The organism is Acetobacterium paludosum (assembly GCF_008086595.1).
Classification (GTDB): Bacteria; Bacillota; Clostridia; order Eubacteriales; family Eubacteriaceae; genus Acetobacterium; species Acetobacterium paludosum.
Genome location: NZ_RXYA01000004.1, coordinates 172,048 through 193,834, shown reverse-complemented (window position 1 = coordinate 193,834; position 21,787 = coordinate 172,048). Strand labels below are relative to the sequence as shown.

General features: G+C 40.5%; 22 protein-coding genes. 16 read left to right on the top strand and 6 right to left on the bottom strand.

All coding sequences use genetic code 11. From position 1 onward, the window contains the following. Window positions 1-25 precede the first annotated feature (25 nt). The 5 genes from FZC41_RS05975 to FZC41_RS05955 are packed head-to-tail and all read left to right on the top strand — an operon-like array spanning window position 26 to window position 3,756. Entirely contained in the window at window positions 26-718 is a 693-nt protein-coding gene (locus FZC41_RS05975) for a GTP-binding protein (protein ID WP_148566490.1), read from the top strand. Beyond that, entirely contained in the window at window positions 715-1,737 is a 1,023-nt protein-coding gene (locus FZC41_RS05970) for an ATP-binding cassette domain-containing protein (RefSeq protein ID WP_148566489.1), read from the top strand. The genes FZC41_RS05975 and FZC41_RS05970 overlap by 4 nt, the downstream gene beginning before the upstream one ends. Before the next feature lie 15 nt (window positions 1,738-1,752). Next, the gene (locus FZC41_RS05965; protein WP_148566488.1) at window positions 1,753-2,517 is read left to right on the top strand and encodes a DUF364 domain-containing protein; all 765 of its coding nucleotides are present in this window, start codon (window positions 1,753-1,755) and stop codon (window positions 2,515-2,517) included. A gap of 3 nt (window positions 2,518-2,520) precedes the next feature. Next, window positions 2,521-3,222, top strand: a complete 702-nt coding sequence (locus FZC41_RS05960) for a class I SAM-dependent methyltransferase (protein ID WP_148566487.1) — start codon at window positions 2,521-2,523, stop codon at window positions 3,220-3,222. Further along, window positions 3,223-3,756, top strand: coding sequence for a nucleoside-triphosphatase (locus FZC41_RS05955; RefSeq protein ID WP_148566486.1), 534 nt, complete (start codon window positions 3,223-3,225; stop codon window positions 3,754-3,756). It begins immediately after the preceding gene. A 99-nt stretch (window positions 3,757-3,855) separates the two neighbouring features. Here FZC41_RS05955 and FZC41_RS05950 read toward each other — a convergent pair whose 3' ends face one another. Next, window positions 3,856-4,155 carry a hypothetical protein gene (locus tag FZC41_RS05950; protein WP_148566485.1) on the bottom strand — a complete coding sequence of 100 codons (300 nt, stop codon included), beginning with the start codon at window positions 4,153-4,155 and terminating at the stop codon, window positions 3,856-3,858. A 302-nt stretch (window positions 4,156-4,457) separates the two neighbouring features. Here FZC41_RS05950 and FZC41_RS05945 point away from each other — a divergent pair, with 302 nt between their 5' ends. From FZC41_RS05945 to FZC41_RS05930, 4 genes are all read left to right on the top strand, one after another. Further along, on the top strand, window positions 4,458-4,838 hold the full coding sequence (locus FZC41_RS05945; RefSeq protein ID WP_148566484.1) for a DUF134 domain-containing protein: 381 nt from the start codon (window positions 4,458-4,460) through the stop codon (window positions 4,836-4,838). 226 nt (window positions 4,839-5,064) lie between these two features. Beyond that, entirely contained in the window at window positions 5,065-5,946 is an 882-nt protein-coding gene (locus FZC41_RS05940; protein ID WP_148566483.1) for an Mrp/NBP35 family ATP-binding protein, read from the top strand. Between the two features lie 47 nt (window positions 5,947-5,993). After that, window positions 5,994-6,518 (top strand): FmdE family protein, encoded by a 525-nt coding sequence (locus FZC41_RS05935; RefSeq protein ID WP_148566482.1) that lies wholly within the window; start codon window positions 5,994-5,996, stop codon window positions 6,516-6,518. A gap of 119 nt (window positions 6,519-6,637) precedes the next feature. Further along, window positions 6,638-8,401, top strand: a complete 1,764-nt coding sequence (locus FZC41_RS05930) for an adenine deaminase (protein ID WP_148566481.1) — start codon at window positions 6,638-6,640, stop codon at window positions 8,399-8,401. Between the two features lie 102 nt (window positions 8,402-8,503). Here the strand turns inward: FZC41_RS05930 and FZC41_RS05925 are convergent, their stop codons facing one another. Further along, window positions 8,504-9,868, bottom strand: a complete 1,365-nt coding sequence (locus FZC41_RS05925; RefSeq protein ID WP_148566480.1) for an amidohydrolase — start codon at window positions 9,866-9,868, stop codon at window positions 8,504-8,506. Window positions 9,869-10,052: 184 nt separating this feature from the next. On the opposite strand from FZC41_RS05925, the gene FZC41_RS05920 reads away from it, so the two are divergent. Further along, a complete protein-coding gene (locus FZC41_RS05920; protein ID WP_148566479.1) occupies window positions 10,053-11,240 on the top strand; it encodes an aspartate aminotransferase family protein in 1,188 nt (395 codons plus the stop codon). Between the two features lie 311 nt (window positions 11,241-11,551). Here the strand turns inward: FZC41_RS05920 and FZC41_RS05915 are convergent, their stop codons facing one another. From FZC41_RS05915 to FZC41_RS05900, 4 genes are all read right to left on the bottom strand, one after another. Then, entirely contained in the window at window positions 11,552-11,848 is a 297-nt protein-coding gene (locus tag FZC41_RS05915; protein ID WP_148566478.1) for an ArsR/SmtB family transcription factor, read from the bottom strand. A 214-nt stretch (window positions 11,849-12,062) separates the two neighbouring features. After that, entirely contained in the window at window positions 12,063-12,302 is a 240-nt protein-coding gene (locus FZC41_RS05910; RefSeq protein WP_148566477.1) for a hypothetical protein, read from the bottom strand. Window positions 12,303-12,400: 98 nt separating this feature from the next. Beyond that, on the bottom strand, window positions 12,401-12,940 hold the full coding sequence (locus FZC41_RS05905; protein ID WP_148566476.1) for a (Fe-S)-binding protein: 540 nt from the start codon (window positions 12,938-12,940) through the stop codon (window positions 12,401-12,403). After that, window positions 12,941-14,092, bottom strand: coding sequence for a cysteine desulfurase (locus FZC41_RS05900; RefSeq protein ID WP_148566475.1), 1,152 nt, complete (start codon window positions 14,090-14,092; stop codon window positions 12,941-12,943). A gap of 308 nt (window positions 14,093-14,400) precedes the next feature. Between FZC41_RS05900 and arsA the strand changes: the two genes are divergently transcribed. From arsA to FZC41_RS05870, 6 genes are all read left to right on the top strand, one after another. After that, window positions 14,401-16,116 (top strand): arsenical pump-driving ATPase, encoded by a 1,716-nt coding sequence (gene arsA / locus FZC41_RS05895; RefSeq protein WP_148566474.1) that lies wholly within the window; start codon window positions 14,401-14,403, stop codon window positions 16,114-16,116. A gap of 71 nt (window positions 16,117-16,187) precedes the next feature. Beyond that, complete coding sequence (locus tag FZC41_RS05890) at window positions 16,188-16,466, top strand: hypothetical protein (protein ID WP_148566473.1); 279 nt, start codon at window positions 16,188-16,190, stop codon at window positions 16,464-16,466. Between the two features lie 90 nt (window positions 16,467-16,556). Then, window positions 16,557-16,919: an arsenite efflux transporter metallochaperone ArsD gene (gene arsD, locus FZC41_RS05885; RefSeq protein WP_148566472.1), complete on the top strand. Its 363-nt coding sequence runs from the start codon at window positions 16,557-16,559 to the stop codon at window positions 16,917-16,919. Window positions 16,920-16,955: 36 nt separating this feature from the next. Beyond that, on the top strand, window positions 16,956-17,330 hold the full coding sequence (locus tag FZC41_RS05880; RefSeq protein WP_148566471.1) for an ArsR/SmtB family transcription factor: 375 nt from the start codon (window positions 16,956-16,958) through the stop codon (window positions 17,328-17,330). Window positions 17,331-17,501: 171 nt separating this feature from the next. Next, window positions 17,502-18,326, top strand: a complete 825-nt coding sequence (locus FZC41_RS05875; RefSeq protein WP_148566470.1) for an XdhC family protein — start codon at window positions 17,502-17,504, stop codon at window positions 18,324-18,326. 630 nt (window positions 18,327-18,956) lie between these two features. Then, window positions 18,957-21,686 (top strand): molybdopterin-dependent aldehyde oxidoreductase, encoded by a 2,730-nt coding sequence (locus FZC41_RS05870; RefSeq protein WP_148566469.1) that lies wholly within the window; start codon window positions 18,957-18,959, stop codon window positions 21,684-21,686. Window positions 21,687-21,787 lie beyond the last annotated feature (101 nt).

The following is a 21,787-nucleotide window of genomic DNA, read 5'->3' as shown; positions in this document are numbered from 1 at the left end:
ATATAAATAAAAAGAAGGTAAACAAATGAAACTAATAACTGTTGCCGGACCGCCCTCTTCAGGAAAGACGGCGGTTGTTTTAAAGCTCATTGAGTGTCTGGATATGCCTAAAGGCAGTATCGGCGTTGTAAAATTTGACTGTCTCACTTCATTTGATAATATCAGTTATGAAGAAGCGGGCATACCGGTTCAGATGGGCTTTTCAGGAAAAATATGTCCTGACCACTATTTTGTCAGCAATGTTGAAGATGCCGTTCAATGGGGCATGCGATCCGGCTTTGAAATGCTCATCACTGAGAGTGCCGGCCTTTGCAACCGCTGTTCTCCCTATATTAAAGGGATTTTATCAATCTGTGTTATTGATAATTTATCTGGCGTGAACACGCCCCGAAAAATTGGACCGATGCTGAAATTCGCGGATATTGTCGTGGTGACAAAAGGGGATATTGTTTCCCAGGCAGAGCGGGAAGTCTTTGCGTTTAATATCAAACAGGTGAATACCTCAGCTAAGATTATTTTTGTTAACGGCATTACGGGACAGGGATCATTTATGCTGGCAAAATATCTGCAGCAGGCTTTGGATGTCCACACGCTGAGAGACATGAAACTCCGTTTTACGACCCCGTCCTCGGTTTGCTCTTACTGCACCGGTGAAACAACAATCGGCGAAGCTTACCAGATGGGTATGATGAAGAAAATGGAGTTTACAGAAATATGATAAAACAAGATTTTATGGAAATAATAAACAGTCAGACCGTGGCAGTAGTAATAAAGCAGTATCCAATCGCTGATGATTTTCTTGCTAATTACCGTTTAAGCAGCATTTCGAAAGACCTGATTTTTCCACAGGCACTTGATGAAGTTGAAGATGAAATGCTTGAAGAATTCGGGTTGGATCGTGCTGAAATATTGCAAAACTTATGTGTGTTCCTTGAAACATTTTCCCAGACCGAAATCGCCTTGAATTCAGTCTTGTCTATTACTATCAATGGTGGCGTTAATAAATTGATGGAGCCGGAGAATATCAGTCTGACCATTTCAGCCGGAGAGATTATCAGCATTGTCGGACCCACCGGTTCAGGTAAGAGTCGATTGTTAAACGACATTGAATGTCTGGCGCAAAGGGATACTCCCACCAAAAGGCAGATAATGGTAAATGGTGCCGAGCTTGATGATCTGCAGCGCTTTGAGATGGATGGTAAACTGGTCGCTCAGCTTTCTCAGAATATGAATTTTGTCATGGATCTGACGGCCCGGGAATTCCTTGAAATGCACGCCAAATCAAGATTGACACCGAATGTTAATGAAGTGGTGGAAAAGTGCTTTCAATGTGCCAATGAGTTGGCCGGCGAGCAATTCTCCGAAGATACAAAAGTGACCCAACTCAGTGGTGGACAATCCCGGGCATTGATGATTGCAGACACAGCATATATGAGTGAATCACCGATCGTTCTGATTGATGAAATTGAAAATGCCGGCATTGATCGGCGACAAGCAGTGCTTCTTTTAGCTAAAAAAGATAAAATTATATTTGTTTCGACGCATGATCCATTATTAGCACTGAGTGCCAATAAACGGATTGTAATTAAGAATGGCGGAATTTATAAAATAATAGAAACTTCTGTGGTTGAAAAGCAAAGCCTTGATGGCATTGAAAAGTTTGATAATGTTCTGTTGAAACTTCGCAATACGCTCCGTCAGGGTGGTTTGATCACCGAAGAATTAATTAAAATATGAAAAGGAGTAGGTTCTATGTGGGAAATTTATGACGCTTTAATCAAGGGAATCCCTGAGAATAAAATTGTGGATGAGATGATTTGCGGTAAGAAACGGACTTTAATCCGGAGTGGCAACGGGGTTGGAATTGCATCATCCAAGCCGTATGAAACGAGAATGCCAATGCTTACAAAAAATAAGATTGGAATGCCGCTTCGCGAGGTTGCCGAATGCGTAAAGTCCTGGAATTTTGTCGAGGCAGCGGTAGGCGTGGCGGCAATCAATGCGCATTACAATAATCCCCGGGTTGCCAGAGATAACGGCGTTGAATTTTCTGATGCACCGCGTGTGGAGGATCGCAGGTTTGATCCGTTTATTATGTCTCAAAATGAAATAAAGGATAAGAAAGTTGCGGTCGTCGGACATTTCCCGTATATCGAAAAACTGATGGCACCGAAATGCGACTTCTCGATCATTGAGTGGGAGCCGGAAGAAGGGGATTATCCCATAACTGCCAGTGAATATATACTGCCAGAGTGTGATTATGTCTATTTAACCTGTGCATCGGTTTTGGATAAAACCCTTCCGAGATTTCTGGAACTTTCAAAAAATGCTCAGCTGATTACCATTGTTGGGCCGGGAACCCCTCTTGCTCCGGTGTTTTTTGATTACGGCATCGGCGACTTATCCGGATTTGTCATTAAAGACAATCAACGTGCCGTTAGTATAGCCTCCGGTGCTGAAAATGTGAAGCTGCATGTGGCTGGCCAAAAGGTTTCGTTAAAAAAAACAATGAGGTGAGAAATGAATTTTAATTGGAATGCTGTCACAATCAAATGGTATCAGGAAGCAAATGAGTATTCGGGATTTTTTAAGAATATCGCGGATTTGGTTACACCGAAATTGGCGGGATATTCTACCTTCTGTGATATCGGATGTGGCTTGGGACTGGTTGATTTGGAATTGAGTAAAAGTATTAAGAATATTACCTGTATCGATATTAACAAAGAAGCCATTAAGTCACTGCAAAAGAACATAGAGGATCGAGGAATTACAAATATTGAGACCTGCTTGATGGATTGTAATGATATTGACAAAAGTTGGGATGTTATTTACACCAGTTTTTTTGGCAGTCATGAATTAGAAAAATTCTTTCCCTTCTGCAAAAAATTAATTGCGGTAGTCGACAAAAAGAATGAAAATAACCCATGTATTGATAAACATCGAGCCTTTCACAGAAATAGCTATGATAAAGTGGAAGCAGCGTTAAAAGAAAAAGGAATAGCCTATTCACTTACGGAAGTTTCGCTGGAATTTGGACAACCATTAATTTCTATCGAAGAAGCGAAAAGTTATATTAAAACAAATTATGCTGAAGTCAACGATGAGGATTTGAATCATTTCCTCGCTCAGAAACTCATTGAAACAAAAGAAAAGGAATACCCTTTCTATATGCCCAAAAAAAAATCCGTCGGAATATTTGAACTCGAAGGAGACTGCAAATAGATGAAAATATTTCTTACCGGTGAAATACAGATTGGAAAAAGCACTGTCATTGCCAGGACATTGACACTGCTTAATCGATCTTACGGAGGCTTTAAAACTTACTTCGGTCCCGATCGAGGCTGTGAAGACCGGCTGCTTTATATGAATTCAGCAGCTGATGCGAATGTATTTACTGAAAATAACGGCATCGTCCGGTTTAGAAAAGACGGCTTTCCCCAGGTTTTGACGGATAAATTTGATATCGATGGCGTTGAATTGATCCGCTCGGCCCGAGTGGAGTCAGACCTGATTATAATGGATGAATGCGGAAATTTTGAGCGTCATGCGCTTCAATTTCAAAAGGAAATACTTGAAACTCTGGATGGCGATAAACCCGTCTTGGGCGTGATAAAGCTGGCAAGTACTGGTTTTACCGACATTCTGAGAAATCATCCCAAAGTGAAACTCATTATGGTTACCAGGGAAAACCGTGATGAGCTCCCACCAATGCTTGTACATGACCTGCAGGGGGGAAGCAAATCAAGAGACAGTTAGCAGCCCCTTGATTTTGAATGAAAACATCATTTATCATCTTGAACATCAGTTCATGGGTTCAGTAGTTATGAGATTTGTGCAACCTGATTTATCGGTTACTTAAACTCTTTTTCTGCCACAGAAGACGCTATAATTAAAGGCTTTGTAGATGACATCAACTTCTTTAAAGCCCGCTTCTTCCAAAAATTTGATATGCGATCGCAAAGTGGTGGGACGGTCGTCAGCATAATAACTAGGAATCCATTTTTCAACTATTTCACGCTCAGGAACGTTTTGTTTCATGAAATTGATCCAATTTTGCATGTTGATCGTTTGCAGTTCTTCGTTGCTTCCTAAAACAATATCAAGATTAATAAAGATTCCGTTTTCTTTCAATCCGGCATAAATTCTTTGATACATCTCAAATTTGGCTTGATCTGTTTCAAGGTGATGAAGCGCAAGCGATGATACAATAACATCATACTTTTGGGGGAAAGTAAGTTAGCCTTGTAAATATCTTGCGAATCATGAAAAAATATGTCAGAATTAAATGACAGATAATGATTATACAAGAAGGTTATTGACATATGTTATAAAGAGGATATAATAATTATAGAATAACCGATATCTATAGAAAAAGACATTGATTATTCAGGAGAAGAAGGAACTTGACATAATCAATCAATTCTGAGGAAAGAATTAAAACAATTAGGGAGGAAGATATGCCAAGACCGATAAAATGGAGAAAAGTATGCTGTTTGCCGGAAAGTAATTTATTTGGTCCGCTTAATGCACCTAATTTTGAAGAAAATATTATTTCAATGACAGTGGAAGAATATGAAACGATACGGCTCATTGATTTAGAAGGGATGCTTCAAGAGGAATGTGCGGAAAGTATGAATGTGGCCAGGACAACGGTTCAGCGAATCTATAATGATGCCCGAAAGAAATTAGCTGATGCCCTTGTCAATGGAAATGTCTTAAAAATTGAAGGCGGGAATTACAAACTTTGCGAAGATGATCAACAAATGTATGGGTGTTGCCGATGCCCGAAGCATCGATTTGAAGAGAAGATTCCGGCGATTGAAAAGTCTGAAAAATAAGACATTATTATTGGAACTGGAAAACGCTTAAATAATCAGGGGAAAATTATCAACTGTTATTGAGAATGTAGACGAAGTACGGTCACAGTAAAATCATATCGACCATTGATCGGCATGATGGGTTCTCGATAATTGGCACCAAATTAATTTTCTATGATGATTTAATATAAATTGGTAAGGAATGGATTCTGACAAAAAAATCAAACAAAAGAGGAGAAAAAATTTAATGAGTGATAGTTGCAGTCAAACATGTGGTAGTTGTGGTGAAGAATGTGATGAAAGAGCAGAAAGTCCGGTTGACTTTTCTGAAAAACCACATGAATTGAGCAAAATAAAAAAAGTGATTGGTGTTGTAAGCGGAAAAGGCGGGGTGGGGAAATCGCTGGTAACGTCTTTAATGGCCGTTTCAATGAATCGAAAAGGGTATAAAACAGCGATCTTGGATGCCGATATTACCGGACCGTCGATTCCAAAAGTTTTTGGAATTCACACCAAGGCGACATCAAATGAAGCAGGCTTCATCCCTATTTCCAGTAAAACGGGAATTGAAATTATGTCGATCAACTTGTTGCTGGAAAACGATACCGACCCAGTCATTTGGCGGGGACCGGTTATCGCCGGCGCGGTAAAACAATTCTGGACGGATGTTATCTGGGGCGATGTGGATTACATGTTTGTTGATATGCCGCCAGGTACCGGGGATGTGCCTTTAACCGTGTTCCAATCGCTGCCGGTTGATGGTATTATTATCGTCACCTCGCCCCAGGAATTGGTTTCAATGATCGTTGCAAAGGCTGTGAAAATGGCTGAAATGATGAATATCCCAGTTATTGGACTAGTTGAAAATATGTCATATTTCCAATGCCCTGATTGTGACAAAAAACATCTGATATTTGGTGAGAGTCATGTTGACGAAGCGGCAAAAAAACATGGCATTGATTTAATTGCCAAGATGCCGATCAATTCTGCTCTAGCCGGTGCCTGTGATAAAGGGCTGATTGAATTATATGAGGGCGATTGGCTTGATCAGATCGGGGAATTTTTAGAAGCAATGGAAATAGATGAAGAAGAAAATGAAAGCTGCAGTTGCGGCTGCAGCGGTAACTAAAAAAGAACAGCGCAAAGAATTTAATATCTTTTTAAGGAGATGGAAAAATGGATCAAAATTTATGGAAAAAATCGGTTGCGTTTCACGGACATCACTGTCCGGGATTGGCCATTGGTGTGCGAGCCTCTGAGGAAGCGCTTAAAGCACTTGATATTGACTTCTCAAAGGATGAGGAAGTTGTTTGTGTGACTGAAAATGATGCCTGTGGGGTCGACGGTGTTCAGGTTGTTACCGGATGTAGCGTTGGAAAAGGAAATCTCATTTTTCGAAACCGTGGCAAACAAGCCTTTTCTTTTTTTAATCGAAAAACCGGAAAAAGTATTCGACTGGTCTTAAAGGACATGCCTGACATGGAACGGGATGAGAAGGAAGAATATATTCTTAATGAACCGGATGCTCATAAAATCTTTGATTTTAAGACCCCTGATTATCAACTTCCGGAAACCGCCCGTATTTTCCAAAGTGTGATCTGTGAGGTCTGCGGAGAAAAAACAGCTGAACCGATGATTCGTCTGGAAAATGGCAAAAAATGTTGCCTGGATTGTGCAACGCCCTATACTCGGGGTTTCTAAAAACAATATACAAGTGAATAAAAAAAACGATTGACATTTTTCCAATAAAAGGTAAAGTATAATATATATTAAACATATAAAAATAATATGATTTAAAAATATTGAATTGGGAGGTCAAAATGAATAAAAAACTAATAGCGGTTGCAGGTGGAAATGCGTTTGCAGATATTGTTGTTAAAAACGGAAAAATAGTAAATGTATATTCTGGTGAAATTTATGATGGTGGTGTTGCAATCAGCGGGGATACCATCGCGGCGGTGGGAGATGTGGATTATACAATTGGCGAAAACACCAAAATTATTGATGCCAAAGGTCATTTCATCACACCGGGATTCATTGATGGACACATTCATCCGGAAAGCACCAGTCTTTCAATCCGTCCTTTTGCAGAAATTGTTTTGAAACACGGAACAACGGCGATATTTACAGATCTGCATGAAGTCGGTGTAGTAGCTGGGCTAGAGGCCATTGAGGCTGTTTTGGAGGAGGCGCAGGATACCGATCTAAAACTTTATTTTGTTGTCCCTTCGCATGTGCCCTTTTCACCAAAGCTGGAAACAAGCGGTGGAAGTTTTAATACTGAAATCATCAAGAAAGCTTTGGAGCGTGAAGATGCGGTGGGTTTATCTGAGTGTGTGGGACAATATATTCTTGCCGGCTTTCCTGATTTGCTTGACTCGATGGATGCAACACTTGCAAAAGGAAAATCTTTGCAGGGACACTTGCCTGACATATCCGGTCCGGCACTGAATGTTTGTGCGGCAATTGGGATCAGTACCGACCATGAATCGCTTTCTGGAGAAGATGTGGTTGCCAGACTTCGGGCCGGCCTGCATGTGATGATTCGCGAAGGGTCGGCAGCAAGAGGACTGAAAGATGGATTAAAACCCATATTGGAAAATAACCTGGATTCATCCCGGGTCAGTATAGTTACCGATGATTTGCATACGATAGACGCGGTAAAAAGAGGTCATCTTGATGATGCCGTTCGGATTGCATTAGGAGAAGGAACGGATTTTGCAAAAGCCATTCAGTTTGTCAGTTTAAATGCGGCCAGAGCATTTGGATTAGATCATAAAATTGGCGGACTGGCGCCAGGAAAAAGAGCAGACGTTAATATAACAACGGGGCCGGAAGATTTTAAAGTGCTGTCAGTGATTGCTGGCGGAAAGCCGGTGGTGGAGAATGAAAAACTGCTGGTATCTTATCCAAAAGCAGAGCATGTACCAATTTTATTAAATACGATTAAATTAAGCAAAAAAATAGAACCGGAAGATTTTAAAATTTGCGTTTCAAAGACGGCTAAGAAAGCCAGGGTTAAGGTAATGGATACTTTGCCGTGGATTCCCATTACAATCGAGAGAATAGTAGAACTTAATGTAGAGAATGGCGTAGTACAAAGCGATGTTGAACAGGATGTTCTGTATATTGCTCAGGTAGAACGCTATGGAAAAAACGGAAACATTGGAAAGGCTTTTATGGGCGGCTTTAATTTAAAATCCGGTGCCATTGCATCTTCTGTTGGCCATGACAATCACAATATTATTGTTCTTGGAACAAATCACCAAGATATGGCTGTTGCAGTGAACCGTGTTGCGGAGATTCAAGGCGGACAGGTTGTCGTCAATAATGGCCAGGTTGTTCAAGAAGTTGCCTATCCAATTCTTGGCTTGCTATCCGATTTATCGGCGGAAGAACTGGCCGTAGAAAAAGAAGAATTGAATCAGGCAATTCATGAACTGGGTTCTCCGATTACGATACCTTTTATGTTTCTGTCATTCATTTGCCTGGCAGCATTGCCGTCATTTGCGATTACGGATCACGGTTTTATCGATGTTGCCACACAGACAATCATCGATCCCATATTAGCAGTGATTGAGTAAGCGGTGAATTATAGTTTAGCGAAGAATGATCGAAAAAACCACCTTGAACCTTTTTAAATACAGGTTCAAGGTGGTTTTACTTTCAATTAATTTAGTTGCTTCTTAAAATGTTATCGTTGGAAATCGGTCGGGAAGTTCTATTCCGGCGCGTTTGCGGATGGCGTCAGCTCGTTTTTGGGCTTCTTTCAGAATGGCTTTCTCATCCAATGTTTGGATGATTCGCTTTTTCATCAGCCACTGACCATTACATAAGGTGCTTTCAACGTTTGAAGAATGCATGGCGGTGACAAGATTGGCAATGGGGTCATGAAGCGGTAACATCGAAGCGGAGTCAGGATTGATAATAATCAGATCCGCTTTTTTTCCGGGTTCAAGACTGCCATAGCTGTCTTCATCAAGCAATGCTTTAGCGCCATTTTTCGTCGCCATTTCCAGAATCTCTTCGGCTTTCATGACCGTGGGGTCGAGCCGCCAGCCCTTGTGGATTAGAGAAGTCAGCCAGAGTTCGTCGACCATATCCATGCGGTTGCTGGAAGGTGCACCATCCGTTCCAATGGAGACACAGATCCCTTCCTTGAGCATTTTGGGAATCTTGGCGAAACCCAATACTCGCATGGCCGCAGCCGGATTATGGGAAACTTTTACCTTCTTCGCTCTAAACAGTTCAACTTCTTCATCGGTGAGCCATACGGTATGAACCGCGAGAAAATTTTTGTCAAGAACACCAAGTTTGTTAAGATGGGTGACGGTTGGTTCGCCATAAACCGCCATGGTATAATCAATTTCGTCTTTGACTTCGGCGACATGCATATGAAGCCCGACATTGTATTTGTCAGCCAGCTCCTTGGATTTAATGATTAAATCGTCCGAGTTGTTGAAAATGGTGCGGAGTCCAACCCATATCTGAACTCTGCCATCGGCCGTATTGTGATATTTCCGGATATCCTCTTCCTGTTTGTCCAGTTCGTCCTGGGTACTTCGCTGCCAAATTTCAGGCAGTCCCTCACCACAATCCATCACGGATTTTGCCAGTTTTCCCCGAAGTCCGGCTTCGGTTACCGCTTTTACCATACCGCTGACAAATTGTCCCCCGGGTTCGGCAAAAGAGGTCACGCCGGCCCGGATTTGCTCCAGACAGCAGAGCAGGGTAGAGATGTAAGAATCTTCTTCCGTCATGTTGCTTTCGTATGGCCAGATACGCTCATGAAGCCAGGTTAACAAGTTTACATCATCACCGAGGCCCCGGCCAAGCTGCTGAGAGGTATGGACATGGGTATTAACAAACCCCGGAAGAACATACTTGCCTTTGGCATTGATGGTTTCGGCGCTCTTTTTTATCAGCTTTTTGTCCACTTTGCCCACTGCAATGATTTTATCGTAGTCAACTAATATACTCCCATTTGTAAACACCTGATTAGTAGCGTTCATTGTTACAATGTAGGCGTTTTTTATCAAAATTTGTCCCATTATTTATCTCCTTAGTTATATGCTGAAAGCATATAGAAACTATATGAATGCTATTATACACTTTACTTAAAAAATCGTCAATTCTTAAGATTCAACTTTTTAGCAAGGAAAATTAATCATAGTTATTGCAATTAAAAAAACTTTGTGATAAAATTGCATATAAATTCTAAGGAAGTGAATAAATATGAACAAAACAATCGAAAAGGCTGAGGAATATTTCCTTCATACATACAATCGATATCCAATTGTATTAGATCATGGAAAAGGCGTTTATCTGTATGATGACAATCAAAAAAGGTATCTTGATTTTGCTGCGGGTATTGGCGTATTTGCACTGGGATATGAAAACACAACTTATAATAATGCATTAAAACAACAGATAGATAAGGTGATCCATACATCTAATTTATTCTATAATAAACCGTCAGCGGATGCGGCTGAGAAGTTTGCGGAAGCTTCAGGAATGGAGAAAGTGTTTTTCACCAATTCAGGGACAGAAGCGATTGAAGGGGCAATTAAACTTGCACGCAAATATTATTATCAGAAAACTGGAAGTGCTGAAGGCGAAATTATTGCAATGAACCATTCTTTCCATGGAAGAAGCATGGGGGCACTGGCGGTCACTGGTCAGCCAAAATATCAGGAGGCCTTTGGTCCGATGATTCCGAACATTAAGTTTGCAGAATTTAATAATCTGGAAAGTGTTAAAGCAGAAATGAGTGAAAATACCTGCGCCATCCTTCTTGAAACAATTCAGGGTGAGGGCGGTTTATACCCAGCAACAGAAGAATTTTTGGAAGGCGTTGAAAAAATCTGTAAAGAACACGATATATTGCTCATGCTCGATGAAATACAATGCGGGATGGGACGTGTGGGCGAGATGTTTGCTTACCAGGCTTATGGCGTCATCCCGGATGTCATCGCTTCGGCAAAAGCAATTGGGGGTGGAATTCCGGTCGGAGCATTTGCGGCAAGAGGGAAGGCGGCAAATGTACTGGAACCAGGGGACCATGGAACGACATATGGGTTTAATCCCCTGGCAGGTGCCGCGATCAATGTTGTTTTTGATATTTATAAAGAGAGCAACCTCCTGGAGCATGTCAAAGAAGTCAGCGAATATTTAGAAGAAAAGTTAGATAATCTGGTAACAGAGTATTTTTGTGTGAAAGAACGTCGCGGAAAAGGATTGATGCAAGGACTGGAATTTGATCATCCAGTGAATGACTATATTGCAAAGGCACAGGAATTGGGGCTAATTATCATTTCGGCAGGTGCAAATGTGATCCGGTTTCTACCACCATTGGTCATTGAGAAAGAGCATATTGATGAAATGATTGGCATTTTGGAATGCTGTTTGACAGAATCAGCGTGAAAATGGATTGCCAGGTAGCTTTAATTTGCAAGCTTAATTGCTGCTATTATTTTACTTTGCAAGGCTAAGAAGAAAATGTTATTGTGAGAGGAACTTCCATTAAAATATTGTTGATGAGAGAAATAAAAAAATATATGAGATGAGGAGATTAATATGGATGAAGCAAAAATTCAAATTTGGAAGTCCTGAACATCTTGAACATTGCATTATGCTTACCGGTGCCGCCACTGAAATGGTTTTAAAAAAATTATAGAACACTAAAAAAAGCTTTTGCAAAATAATGCAAAAGCTTTTTTAGATAGGCTATAAAACTAAAAGTCTAAAGTTTCAAAAAACTCTGCGACAACATTTTCCATGATGCTTAACAGGGATGCAATCCCCTTTAACTTTACGGCATAATGCATTTCTACTCCAACCTTTTTATTTTCCAATATTCCAGCCTCTTTAAGAATTTTTAAATGCTGAGAAGTATTTGCCTGACTAAATTCGAAATGCTTGTTGATTTCGCATACGCACCGTGGTTCATCCAGCAGAAATTTCACTATTTGCAAACGGATGGGATGACCAAGAGCTTTGAAAATTTTAACCGAAACGTCGTCTGAATTCATATTGAACCTCTTTATTTGATTTATGCGAAACCAATGAGCCAAATGAATACTTGCGTTCACTTGGTGGCCTATCCGCGAACTATAGAGAAATACACTAAAAGCATTTCTAATAGCTGTTGATAACATTATAACCAATTCCTTATAGAAATGCAATTGAGAGTTTCATTCTGTACTGACAAAAGAAATATTACCCCAAAAACATCGCAGGCTGAATTTATACTTTAGGCAGATTGCGTTTTTCCACTTCATTACAGCATTCGGAAAGCTGCTTGTTAAGAATTGAAATTTCGGAGTCGAACTCCTTTATTTGTGAAATGATCTTGGCACTGGACAGATGAAGGCCGGATTGATTGGAGGTAAAGTTTTTTTCATTTTCAATATCTGCCAAATCTTCTTTCAAAGCTTCAAGCTTTTTTATAAGTTCTTGATCGTTTAATTCAGAAAAACTTTCCATTGTATATACTCCTTGGTTGATTATAGTAACTGTTTTTAATATTTTAGCACTTTTTAGTTAAAAAACTATAATAGTTTTGATTTCAGAACCAATCACTATCAGTCTGTCTCATAACCTAAAAGCTGCAGGTGCGATTCCAGACTCAGATAGTTGGGCGAATAATCGTCCTCTTTCAGGAGCGGACACTGGTTTAACCGAGCGGTTCCCAAAATCATTTTAGTCGCAAAAGCCATACAGGAAGCATGTCCACAGGCCTTGCAACCGATTTTTTTAGGCAAAAGCTTATACAACTGAATGGCACTGGGGCGCTCTCTTGTTTCTTCATTGGGGGTGATGGATTCTTTGCGTTCCCAGGTATCATTAATGACATCTTTTAGATGATCGATCATTTCATAACACTGGGCTTCGTTGGTCAATTGGGTACAGGTGAGCCGGTCATCTTTAATCGTGATAATATGGCTTTCAATTTTATAGGTGAAGGTTTGTGCCTGGGGGATGTAAAGGGCCGTATTGATCTCCGCATTGAGGTAGGGCATCAGCTCGGCAATGGAGCGACTCATTTTAGCCTTGAATTTAACCCGTCCGCCACCAGTCGTACAGGGCTTGATAAAGATGAGGTTGATCGTTTCAAGATACATTTATTTATTCTCCTTTATATATGATTGCAGTCCGTTGACAAGGGCATCGATATCCGCAGTTTCATTAAAATACCCGATGCCCACGCGGCAGGTGCCGCGCTTTATCGTGCCGATCAGACGATGGGCACTGGGGGCGCAGTGCAGACCTGAACGGATCATAACATGACATTCCTGATCCAGATAATAGGCAACTTCTTCCGGCAGCTCCCCGGCAATATTAAAAGGAATGACACCGACTGTTTTGGTAGAATCACGAGGACCGTATAGTTCAATATTTGGGACTGTTGCGAGGGCATTTAAAGCGTAGGCGACAAGGAAATCTTCTTTCCGTCGAATGTTACCCAGCCCTTCGGTTTCCAAAAATGCCAAAGCGGCACCGAGACCGATAATCCCGCTGACGTTCAGGGTTCCGGCTTCCAGATGATTGGGATAATAATCAGGCTGGTATTCATAGGCCGAATCTCCGCCCGTTCCTCCGGATATTAATGGGTGAATATCGGCATCACAATTAACCACCAGTCCACCGGTGCCCATCGGGCCTAAAAGGCTTTTATGTCCGGTGAAAGCCAACAAATCAATCTGTTGCGCCTGGACATCAATGGGGAGAACTCCGGCGGATTGAGCAGCATCAACCAGAAAAAGAATGTTTTTGCTGCGAGCCAGTTTACCGATGGCAGCAATGGGTTGAATGGTTCCCAGAACGTTTGAAGCATGGGTAAAAACAATGAGCCGGGTTTCAGGTCTGATGGCCGCTTCAACATCTTCAATTTTTGTTTCGCCCTGAGAATTGGCCGGAACAATTGAAATGGAAATGCCACGGTCCCGTTCCAGGGTTTTTAGGCAGCGCCAGACCGCGTTGTGTTCTAGTGCGCTGGTGACCACATGATCGCCGGGTTTTAGAATGCCCTGGAGCGCAAGGTTTAAAGATTCGGTAACTGATGAAGTAAAAATGACGGTTTTAGGGTCGGAGTGATTAAAAAGTTTGGCTAAACTTTTTCGCGTTTGATAAACAAGACCATCCGCCAGCATGGCTTTTTCATAGGCGCCTCTTCCCGAGGTGCCACCATTATTTATAATATAATCGTAAATCTTTTCAGGGACAATTGATGGCTTTGGAAAAGTTGTTGCGGCATTATCTAAATAAACATCCATTTTTTACTCCTTTATAACAATATAATAATATGCTTAGCTATTGCCTTAATAATAGCTTCCATAGAAACATTCGTCAATAAAATTAGCGGGTAGATTTTTGTAAAGATTCTATTTGACAGAAACCGGGTTGGAATATTTCGGCAAACAATTATTACTTGTCAGAGAGCATGAAGGGGTGAGCTTATACAATAGTTGGATCTGAAAGATCAGATTAAATAAAAATAATGGTTGACAAACTCACATGAACGACGTATCATATGAATATAAAGTTATATGATTTGATGTTCATATAAGAAAGAAGGATAATCATGTATAAGAATTTTACACCAGATAATGTTAAATTGACTAAATATTTATTTTACACTGGCAAAGGCGGCGTTGGCAAAACATCGGTAGCTTGTACAACGGCGGTGAGTCTTGCTGATAAAGGTAAAAAGGTATTCCTGGTAAGTACCGATCCCGCTTCAAACTTACAAGATGTTTTTGAAACTGAATTAAACGGACAGGGTGTTCCTATTAAAGGGGTGCCAAATCTGGTTGTTGCAAACCTCGATCCCATCGAAGCAGCCGAAGAATATAAAGAATCTGTTGTTGGTCCATATCGCGGAAAACTTCCAGAAGCAGCGATTGCGAGTATGGAAGAACAGCTTTCAGGCTCCTGTACCGTAGAGATTGCAGCTTTCAATGAATTCTCTCGCTTTATCACAGATGAAACTATGAGTAAAGAATATGATTATATTATTTTTGATACCGCGCCTACAGGACACACATTAAGAATGCTTCAATTGCCATCAGCCTGGGATAGCTTTATTGATGAAAGTACGCATGGGGCTTCCTGCTTAGGTCAGTTGTCGGGCTTAACTGAACAAAAGAAAATGTATGCAAAGGCAGTTAAAAACTTATCCGATGGAAGAATGACCACTTTAGTTTTGGTTTCCCGCCCGGAAACATCACCTTTAGCAGAAGCAGCCAGAGCGTCCAAAGAATTAAAAGAGATTGGGGTTGAAAATCAGATACTTGTTATCAACGGTGTTCTGGAGAACTTTGATAAAACCGATGAAATTGCCACGGCTTTTTATTCAAAACAAAGAGAGGCGGTCAAAAAAATACCAAACAGTATGAAGACTTTAGATATTTACACGCTTCCTCTTCGGGCCTATAATGTAGCAGGGATCAAAAATATTCGTCGCTTTTTTATTGAAGATGATGTGATTGATAGTGATGCAGTTAGCAAACTTAAAGAATTGCCGGGTTTGGAGAAATTGGTTGAAGATTTAGATAAAACAAACAAGAAAGTCATCTTTACCATGGGTAAAGGAGGCGTTGGAAAAACAACGATTGCCGCAGCGATTGCTTTGGGTCTTTCCAAACTAGGTAAAAAAGTATATCTGACAACGACTGATCCAGCCGGACATATGAGTGCGGCCACCATGGGTGGAGAAAATATTACGGTAAGTAATATTGATGAAGAAGAAGAACTTCAGAAATATCGTGCCGAGGTCATTGGAAAAGCGAAGGCCAATAACCTCAGTCAGGAAGATATTGACTACATCGAAGAAGATCTGCGTTCACCCTGTACTCAGGAAATTGCGGTATTCAGAGCTTTTGCCGATGCCGTAGAAAAAGCCGAAGATGGGGTTGTCGTTATTGATACCGCGCCCACCGGCCATACGTTATTGCTGCTAAATTCAACCGAAAGCTATGCTAAAGAAATGGAACATTCCAATGCGGATATTCCTGAGTCGGTGATGAACCTTTTACCACGGCTTCAAAATCAGGATGAAACAGAAGTGATCATTGTGGCTCTTCCCGAAGCAACGCCGGTATTTGAAGCATTAAGGCTGGAAGAAGATTTGAAAAGAGCAGGAATTATGAACAAATGGTGGGTGATGAATGCCAGTCTGTTAGCAACGGATACGAAAGACCCGTTTTTAAGAGCCCGAGCAGCCAATGAAGAAAAATGGATTAACCTGATAGCAGAAAATACCAAGGGACATTACGTCGTCATTCCCTGGAAAAAATAAGACTTTTAAAGTCTTATACAAAATTAATCACAAAGTAAAAATATAATAAATATGGATGAGGAGAAATCAAAATGATTATTACAGATGAAGCTAAAGTGGTAGTAACAGAAATGTTGGAAAAGAATGGGCATGATTGTCTGCAGGCATCATTGCAGAAGGGATGCTGTGGATCATCACTGTATTTTACGTTTACTAACTTAAAAACAGAAGATAAACCGGTTACGATCAATGGTATTTCGGTTCTGATGAATGAAGACGCTGAGGCTAAAGCCGCCACGGTTACAATGAAAACAAATGATGAAGGTGAATTGCTTATTGAAGATGCCAGTAAATCATCGGGCTGCTGTTAAGTAAAGATTAAATAGCGGAGCTTAGATTCAGAAATTTTAAATTATTGGCTAGTATTAAATAATTATGAAAGTTAATCAAAGGAGAATACAATGAATAAGGTAGAAATTTACGATCCAGCGATGTGCTGTTCATCAGGAGTATGCGGACCCGGTGTCGATCCAGAGTTGTTACGAGTAGCGGCCATGATTAATGTATTAGAGGGTGAAGGAAAAAAAATTCTAAGACATGGTTTGTCAGAAGAACCGATGGCCTTTGTAACAAGCAAGATAGTGAATGACTTAATTGTTAATGAAGGGGTTGAAGTGCTCCCGGTTACAGTTGTAGATGGGGAAGTCAAGAAAAAGAAAGCCTATCCTTCAAATACCGAATTAGCAAAATGGTCTGGAATGACAGAGGAAGAAATAGTCAAATTGACGGTTAAGGCTCAAATAGCGACAGTCATTGGTAAATAATGATTATTGGTTCTATGATAAAGGAGTGAGGAAGACATGACAGCTGTTGAAATATTTAAGATCTTGTCCGATACGAATCGCCTGAGAATTCTTAATCTTCTTTATGAGAAAGAATTGTGCGTTTGTGAGCTGGAATATCTGTTGGGTGTTTCCCAGTCAAACTTATCGAAGCACTTAAGATTAATGAGTGATGCGGGATTTGTGGAAAGCCGGCGGGAAAACAAGTTTGTTTATTATCGAATTAAAGATGAAGTTTTAGAAAAACATTCGTTTTTAAAAAATACTTTTGAAATCGAACTAAAAAAGGAAGACTATTTAACCGAAGAACTAGACAAACTTAATAGCTATAAAAAAAGTGCGATAAACTGCCAAAATATTACGGCCTTGATTTGTGAAAAGGCAATAAGCTAATCACAGTCTTGTCTGTAGGTGGCAGCGGTTAATTTAAAATGACGAAGAAGACAATAAAGGACGTTCACAAATTAACTGTTAAGTTAGAATGTGATCGTCTTTTTTTGCTAAAAAAGAATGTTGAATAGTTCGAAATATAATTTCAAAGTAATATTTAGGAGAGGCAGAAATATGGAAATTTTAGAAGCACAGTTGAAGGCAAAGAAGGCGGGAATACCTTATGCGCTGCTGACAGTAACCGAAACAGAAGGCACCTCGCCCTGTAAAGTTGGTAAAAAGATGCTATTGCTCAAAGATGGCACCACTTTTGGTACGGTAGGCGGCGGCGAGTTTGAACGACAGGCGATTGAAGAGGCTAAACAGGCAATAAAAGATCGAAAGAGCTTTTATAAACGATATACGCATATACCGACCTATGAAGAAACCGGCCTGGGGTGTACATTTAATGCGAGTTTGTTTGTGGAAGTAGTCAGCCCCAGATTGCCGCTTGTGATCTGCAATGGCGGACATGTCGGCAATGCGGTGCTGCATTTTGCAAAACTGCTTCAATTTGAGACAATCCTGATTGATACGCGTTCACCGGATCTGATACAAGACAAGATAGAACTGGCAGATCGTTTTATTTCATGTGAGATCTTTGAAACGGGTATATTAGAGGCCGATATTCCTGATGGAGCCTATTACATATGCTGTGCATCAACGCACACCCAGGATAAATCAGCACTCAAGGGTGCCCTGCAAAAGAATTTTGAATATGTAGGGATGCTTGGCAGTACGAAAAAAACGGTAGAAATGTATAAACAACTCGAGGAGGAGGGAATCGATAGAGCTTTGCTTGAACAAGTTCACACGCCGGTTGGGTTGGACATCGGCAACGCATCTCCTGAGGAGGTCGCTTTTTCTATCTTGGCAGAAATACTAATGGTAAAAAATGGTGGTACAGGAAAATCCTGCAAGGAACGCAGATGTAAGCCGACACCGAATAAGAAGTTCTAAAAATGCACAATATTTATTCGTGAGAAGATGCTACAAAAAATAGATGTTTAAAAAATGAACATGTGCTCTATATATGAACGATTAAAAATAATGATATTGCTCAAATTATAAGCAAGTAAACGTTTCTTTACTTATAATAATCCCTTAAATCAAGGCTTTCTAAAGTTGGCACAGTTATTGCTATAATAAAACGCAGAGTGTCACATTATTTAGAATAATAGAGACTGAGTAGGAAAGCTTTAAGAATCACTTGTTTTATCAACTCACATTGTACTACTTTCCATTAGCAATGAAAAGTTGATGAAATAAAAAATCTTTGTGCGAAAAATGAAATTCATAGGTAATTTCGTTTAACAGAAGAAATGTAGGGTAATAACTGTAGATAATGTATCTTATGATGGCGGAATTAAAAATGAATTTGGAAAGCCGTTATTAAAAATATTCATTCAAAGGATCACTAAACTGCGTTATTATAAACATCGAATCGTTGAGGATTTGATGCTTCCTGGATTGATCGTTCGCAAAAAGTTAAACCTAAAAACATTTTCAAAATTATAAATTTGAAAAGGAATAACTTTTAAGCTTCCATATAGAGGTTGATAGTATTCATTATTTTAAGGAGGTTTTAACATGGAAAAGAAAACATTGTTTATTAATGGTATTCAGAGGATTGTTATTGATGATCCTAAAACAACCTTAGCAGAAGTTTTGAGAAGACAGCAAGGTTTAACGGGAACAAAAGTAGGTTGTGGAAAAGGTGAATGTGGTGCCTGTTCTGTAATCCTGGATGGTAAGGTAGTTCGATCCTGTGTAACAAAAATGAAAAGAGTTCATGATGAAGCCAAAATTACGACCATTGAAGGGGTAGGAACTCAAGATAATCTGCATCCATTACAACTGTCTTGGATGATTCACGGAGCCGCACAATGTGGATTCTGTACACCTGGTTTTATCATTTCGGCAAAAGTTTTACTGGAAGAAAATGCTGATCCAACTCGACAGGAAGTTAGAGACTGGTTCCAAAAACATCATAATCTTTGTCGTTGTACCGGTTATATTCCGATCATAAATGCCGTTATGGATGCGGCCCGTTTAATGCGTGGAGAAATTAAAAAAGAAGATTTATGGTTCCAGTTAAAAGAAGGCGATTCGATACTGGGTACGGACTTCATACGACCATCAGCTGTTGCAAAAGTAACCGGAAACTGGGAGTTCGGTGCTGATTTAGGACTGAAATTACCGGCCGGCTCATTACACATTAAACTGGTTCAGGCAACCGTTTCTCATGCAAATATTATTTCCATTGATACTTCAGAAGCTGAAAAAATGCCAGGAGTTGTCAGAGTATTAACCTATAAAGATGTTCCGGGAACCAACCGGATTAATGGTTTGGCTTTCCCACAAAATCTTGGAGATGGTCTGGAACGTCCGATTTTATGTGATAAAAAAGTATTCCAGTTTGGAGATGCAATCGCCATGGTTTTGGCCGATACACCCGAACAGGCTGAAGCAGCAACAAAATTTGTCAAAGTTGAATTGGAAGAATTACTGCCTTACATGAGTGCTCCGGCAGCTATGGCGGATGATGCCATTGAAATTCATCCGGGAACACCGAATATTTATTTCACAACCAATATTGTCAAAGGCGAAGACACAAAACCATTGATGGAAAGTCTGCCAAATGTCATTGAAGGCGACTTCTATGTCGGAAGACAACCCCATCTGCCATTAGAACCAGATGTTGCGTTTGCCTATATGGATGAAGATGATAATTTGATGGTTCATTCCAAGAGTATTGCCCTTCACTTCCATCATTTAATGACGGCTGAAGGAATCGGCGTTGATCCTGAAAAATATTTTATTGCGCAAAATCCAACCGGCGGAACTTTCGGATATAAATTCAGCCCGACGATTGAAGGTTTGATTGGGGTTGCGACCTATGTTACAAAACGTCCTTGCTACCTGGAATTCAATATGTTCCAAACGATTACCTACACCGGGAAACGATCACCATTCTTTATGAATGTAAAAATGGGTGCAGATGAAAATGGTATCCTTCAAGCTTTGGAAGAAGATACTTCTGTAGATCATGGTCCATACTGTGAATTTGGAGATTTGGTAACCACTCGTGCACCACAGTTTATCAGTGCCGGTTACAATGTCCCCAATATTCGTGGAGAAGCCCGAACGGTTGCTACCAACCATGCCTGGGGCTCAGCCTTCAGAGGTTATGGTTCACCACAAAGTTTATTTGCATCAGAAACTCTGATCGATATGCTGGCAGTGCAGATGGGGGAAGATCCATTGGAATTGCGTTACAAGAATGTTTATCGAGAAGGAGACAAGACACCAAACGGTTGTTCACCGGATGTTATTGTATTGCCACAGGCACTTGATACAATGAGACCACTTTATAAGGAAGCCAAAGTGAAAGCCGCAGAAAAAAATAAAACCGGCGGCGATGTTAAATATGGTGTGGGTATTTCACTAAATATTTACAGCTGTGGTCTTGATGGCCCGGATTCTTCGGAAATATGGATTGAGTTGACTCCAGAAGGTGTTACTGTTGGAAACTCATGGGAAGATCATGGCCAGGGAGCTGACATGGGATCACTTGCGATTGCATATGAAACCTTGCGACCGGTAGGATTCGAAACAAAACAGATCAAACTTGTTATGAATGACATGAAATTTACACCAAACAGCGGACCATCAGGCGGCAGTCGAAATAATACAATAACCGGAAATGCCATCAAAGTTGGCTGTGAAATGTTATTGGCAGCTATGAAAAAAGCAGACGGAACCTATAGAACCTATGATGAAATGGTTGCTGATAATTTACCTCTTCATTATGACGCTAAATGGACGGCACCTTGTACCGCTCCTGATGTTGAAACAAGTCAGGGAAATCCTTTCCCATGTTATATGTATGGGGTTCTGTTATCAGAAGTTGCCGTTGATACGACAACCGGAAAAACTCAAGTTGAAAAATTGACAATGGTTGCTGATGTTGGTACAATTATAAATAAATTGGTTGTTGATGGGCAGTTGTGGGGTGGCTTGACTCAGGGGATTGGCTTAGCATTAAGCGAAGACTTTGAAGATCTGAAAAAGAACACGACTTTAACGGGTTGTGGAATCCCTCAAATTAAAGATGTTCCTGATGAAATCAATCTGATTTATCAAGAAACACCTCGTCCGCTCGGACCATTCGGTGCTACTGGCTCAGGAGAGATGCCATTATCTGGACCTCATGCATCGATCTGTAATGCGATTTTCAATGCTTGCGGCGTACGTATTACACATTTGCCGGCTTATCCTGAAAAAGTACTGGCAGGTTTAAAAGCTTTACAAAAGTAGTCTGAACATTATTACAAAGGGGCTGTTGCAAACTCGAAAAACCGATTAAAGGTTTCTGCTAAAATCGGTTAATTGTCCGAACTTGCCAATGATCCACCACG

Excerpts from the sequence above, each read along its gene's own strand:
- FZC41_RS05950 (WP_148566485.1), bottom strand. The coding sequence starts at position 4,155 with ATGTATCAAAGAATTTATGCCGGATTGAAAGAAAACGGAATCTTTATT.
- FZC41_RS05940 (WP_148566483.1), top strand. The coding sequence starts at position 5,065 with ATGAGTGATAGTTGCAGTCAAACATGTGGTAGTTGTGGTGAAGAATGT.
- FZC41_RS05920 (WP_148566479.1), top strand. The coding sequence starts at position 10,053 with ATGAACAAAACAATCGAAAAGGCTGAGGAATATTTCCTTCATACATAC.
- FZC41_RS05970 (WP_148566489.1), top strand. The coding sequence starts at position 715 with ATGATAAAACAAGATTTTATGGAAATAATAAACAGTCAGACCGTGGCA.
- FZC41_RS05960 (WP_148566487.1), top strand. The coding sequence starts at position 2,521 with ATGAATTTTAATTGGAATGCTGTCACAATCAAATGGTATCAGGAAGCA.
- FZC41_RS05875 (WP_148566470.1), top strand. The coding sequence starts at position 17,502 with ATGGAAATTTTAGAAGCACAGTTGAAGGCAAAGAAGGCGGGAATACCT.
- FZC41_RS05975 (WP_148566490.1), top strand. The coding sequence starts at position 26 with ATGAAACTAATAACTGTTGCCGGACCGCCCTCTTCAGGAAAGACGGCG.
- FZC41_RS05945 (WP_148566484.1), top strand. The coding sequence starts at position 4,458 with ATGCCAAGACCGATAAAATGGAGAAAAGTATGCTGTTTGCCGGAAAGT.
- FZC41_RS05910 (WP_148566477.1), bottom strand. The coding sequence starts at position 12,302 with ATGGAAAGTTTTTCTGAATTAAACGATCAAGAACTTATAAAAAAGCTT.
- FZC41_RS05905 (WP_148566476.1), bottom strand. The coding sequence starts at position 12,940 with ATGTATCTTGAAACGATCAACCTCATCTTTATCAAGCCCTGTACGACT.
- FZC41_RS05925 (WP_148566480.1), bottom strand. The coding sequence starts at position 9,868 with ATGGGACAAATTTTGATAAAAAACGCCTACATTGTAACAATGAACGCT.
- FZC41_RS05915 (WP_148566478.1), bottom strand. The coding sequence starts at position 11,848 with ATGAATTCAGACGACGTTTCGGTTAAAATTTTCAAAGCTCTTGGTCAT.
- FZC41_RS05890 (WP_148566473.1), top strand. The coding sequence starts at position 16,188 with ATGATTATTACAGATGAAGCTAAAGTGGTAGTAACAGAAATGTTGGAA.
- FZC41_RS05880 (WP_148566471.1), top strand. The coding sequence starts at position 16,956 with ATGACAGCTGTTGAAATATTTAAGATCTTGTCCGATACGAATCGCCTG.
- FZC41_RS05935 (WP_148566482.1), top strand. The coding sequence starts at position 5,994 with ATGGATCAAAATTTATGGAAAAAATCGGTTGCGTTTCACGGACATCAC.
- arsA (WP_148566474.1), top strand. The coding sequence starts at position 14,401 with ATGTATAAGAATTTTACACCAGATAATGTTAAATTGACTAAATATTTA.
- FZC41_RS05900 (WP_148566475.1), bottom strand. The coding sequence starts at position 14,092 with ATGGATGTTTATTTAGATAATGCCGCAACAACTTTTCCAAAGCCATCA.
- FZC41_RS05870 (WP_148566469.1), top strand. The coding sequence starts at position 18,957 with ATGGAAAAGAAAACATTGTTTATTAATGGTATTCAGAGGATTGTTATT.
- FZC41_RS05965 (WP_148566488.1), top strand. The coding sequence starts at position 1,753 with ATGTGGGAAATTTATGACGCTTTAATCAAGGGAATCCCTGAGAATAAA.
- FZC41_RS05930 (WP_148566481.1), top strand. The coding sequence starts at position 6,638 with ATGAATAAAAAACTAATAGCGGTTGCAGGTGGAAATGCGTTTGCAGAT.
- FZC41_RS05955 (WP_148566486.1), top strand. The coding sequence starts at position 3,223 with ATGAAAATATTTCTTACCGGTGAAATACAGATTGGAAAAAGCACTGTC.
- arsD (WP_148566472.1), top strand. The coding sequence starts at position 16,557 with ATGAATAAGGTAGAAATTTACGATCCAGCGATGTGCTGTTCATCAGGA.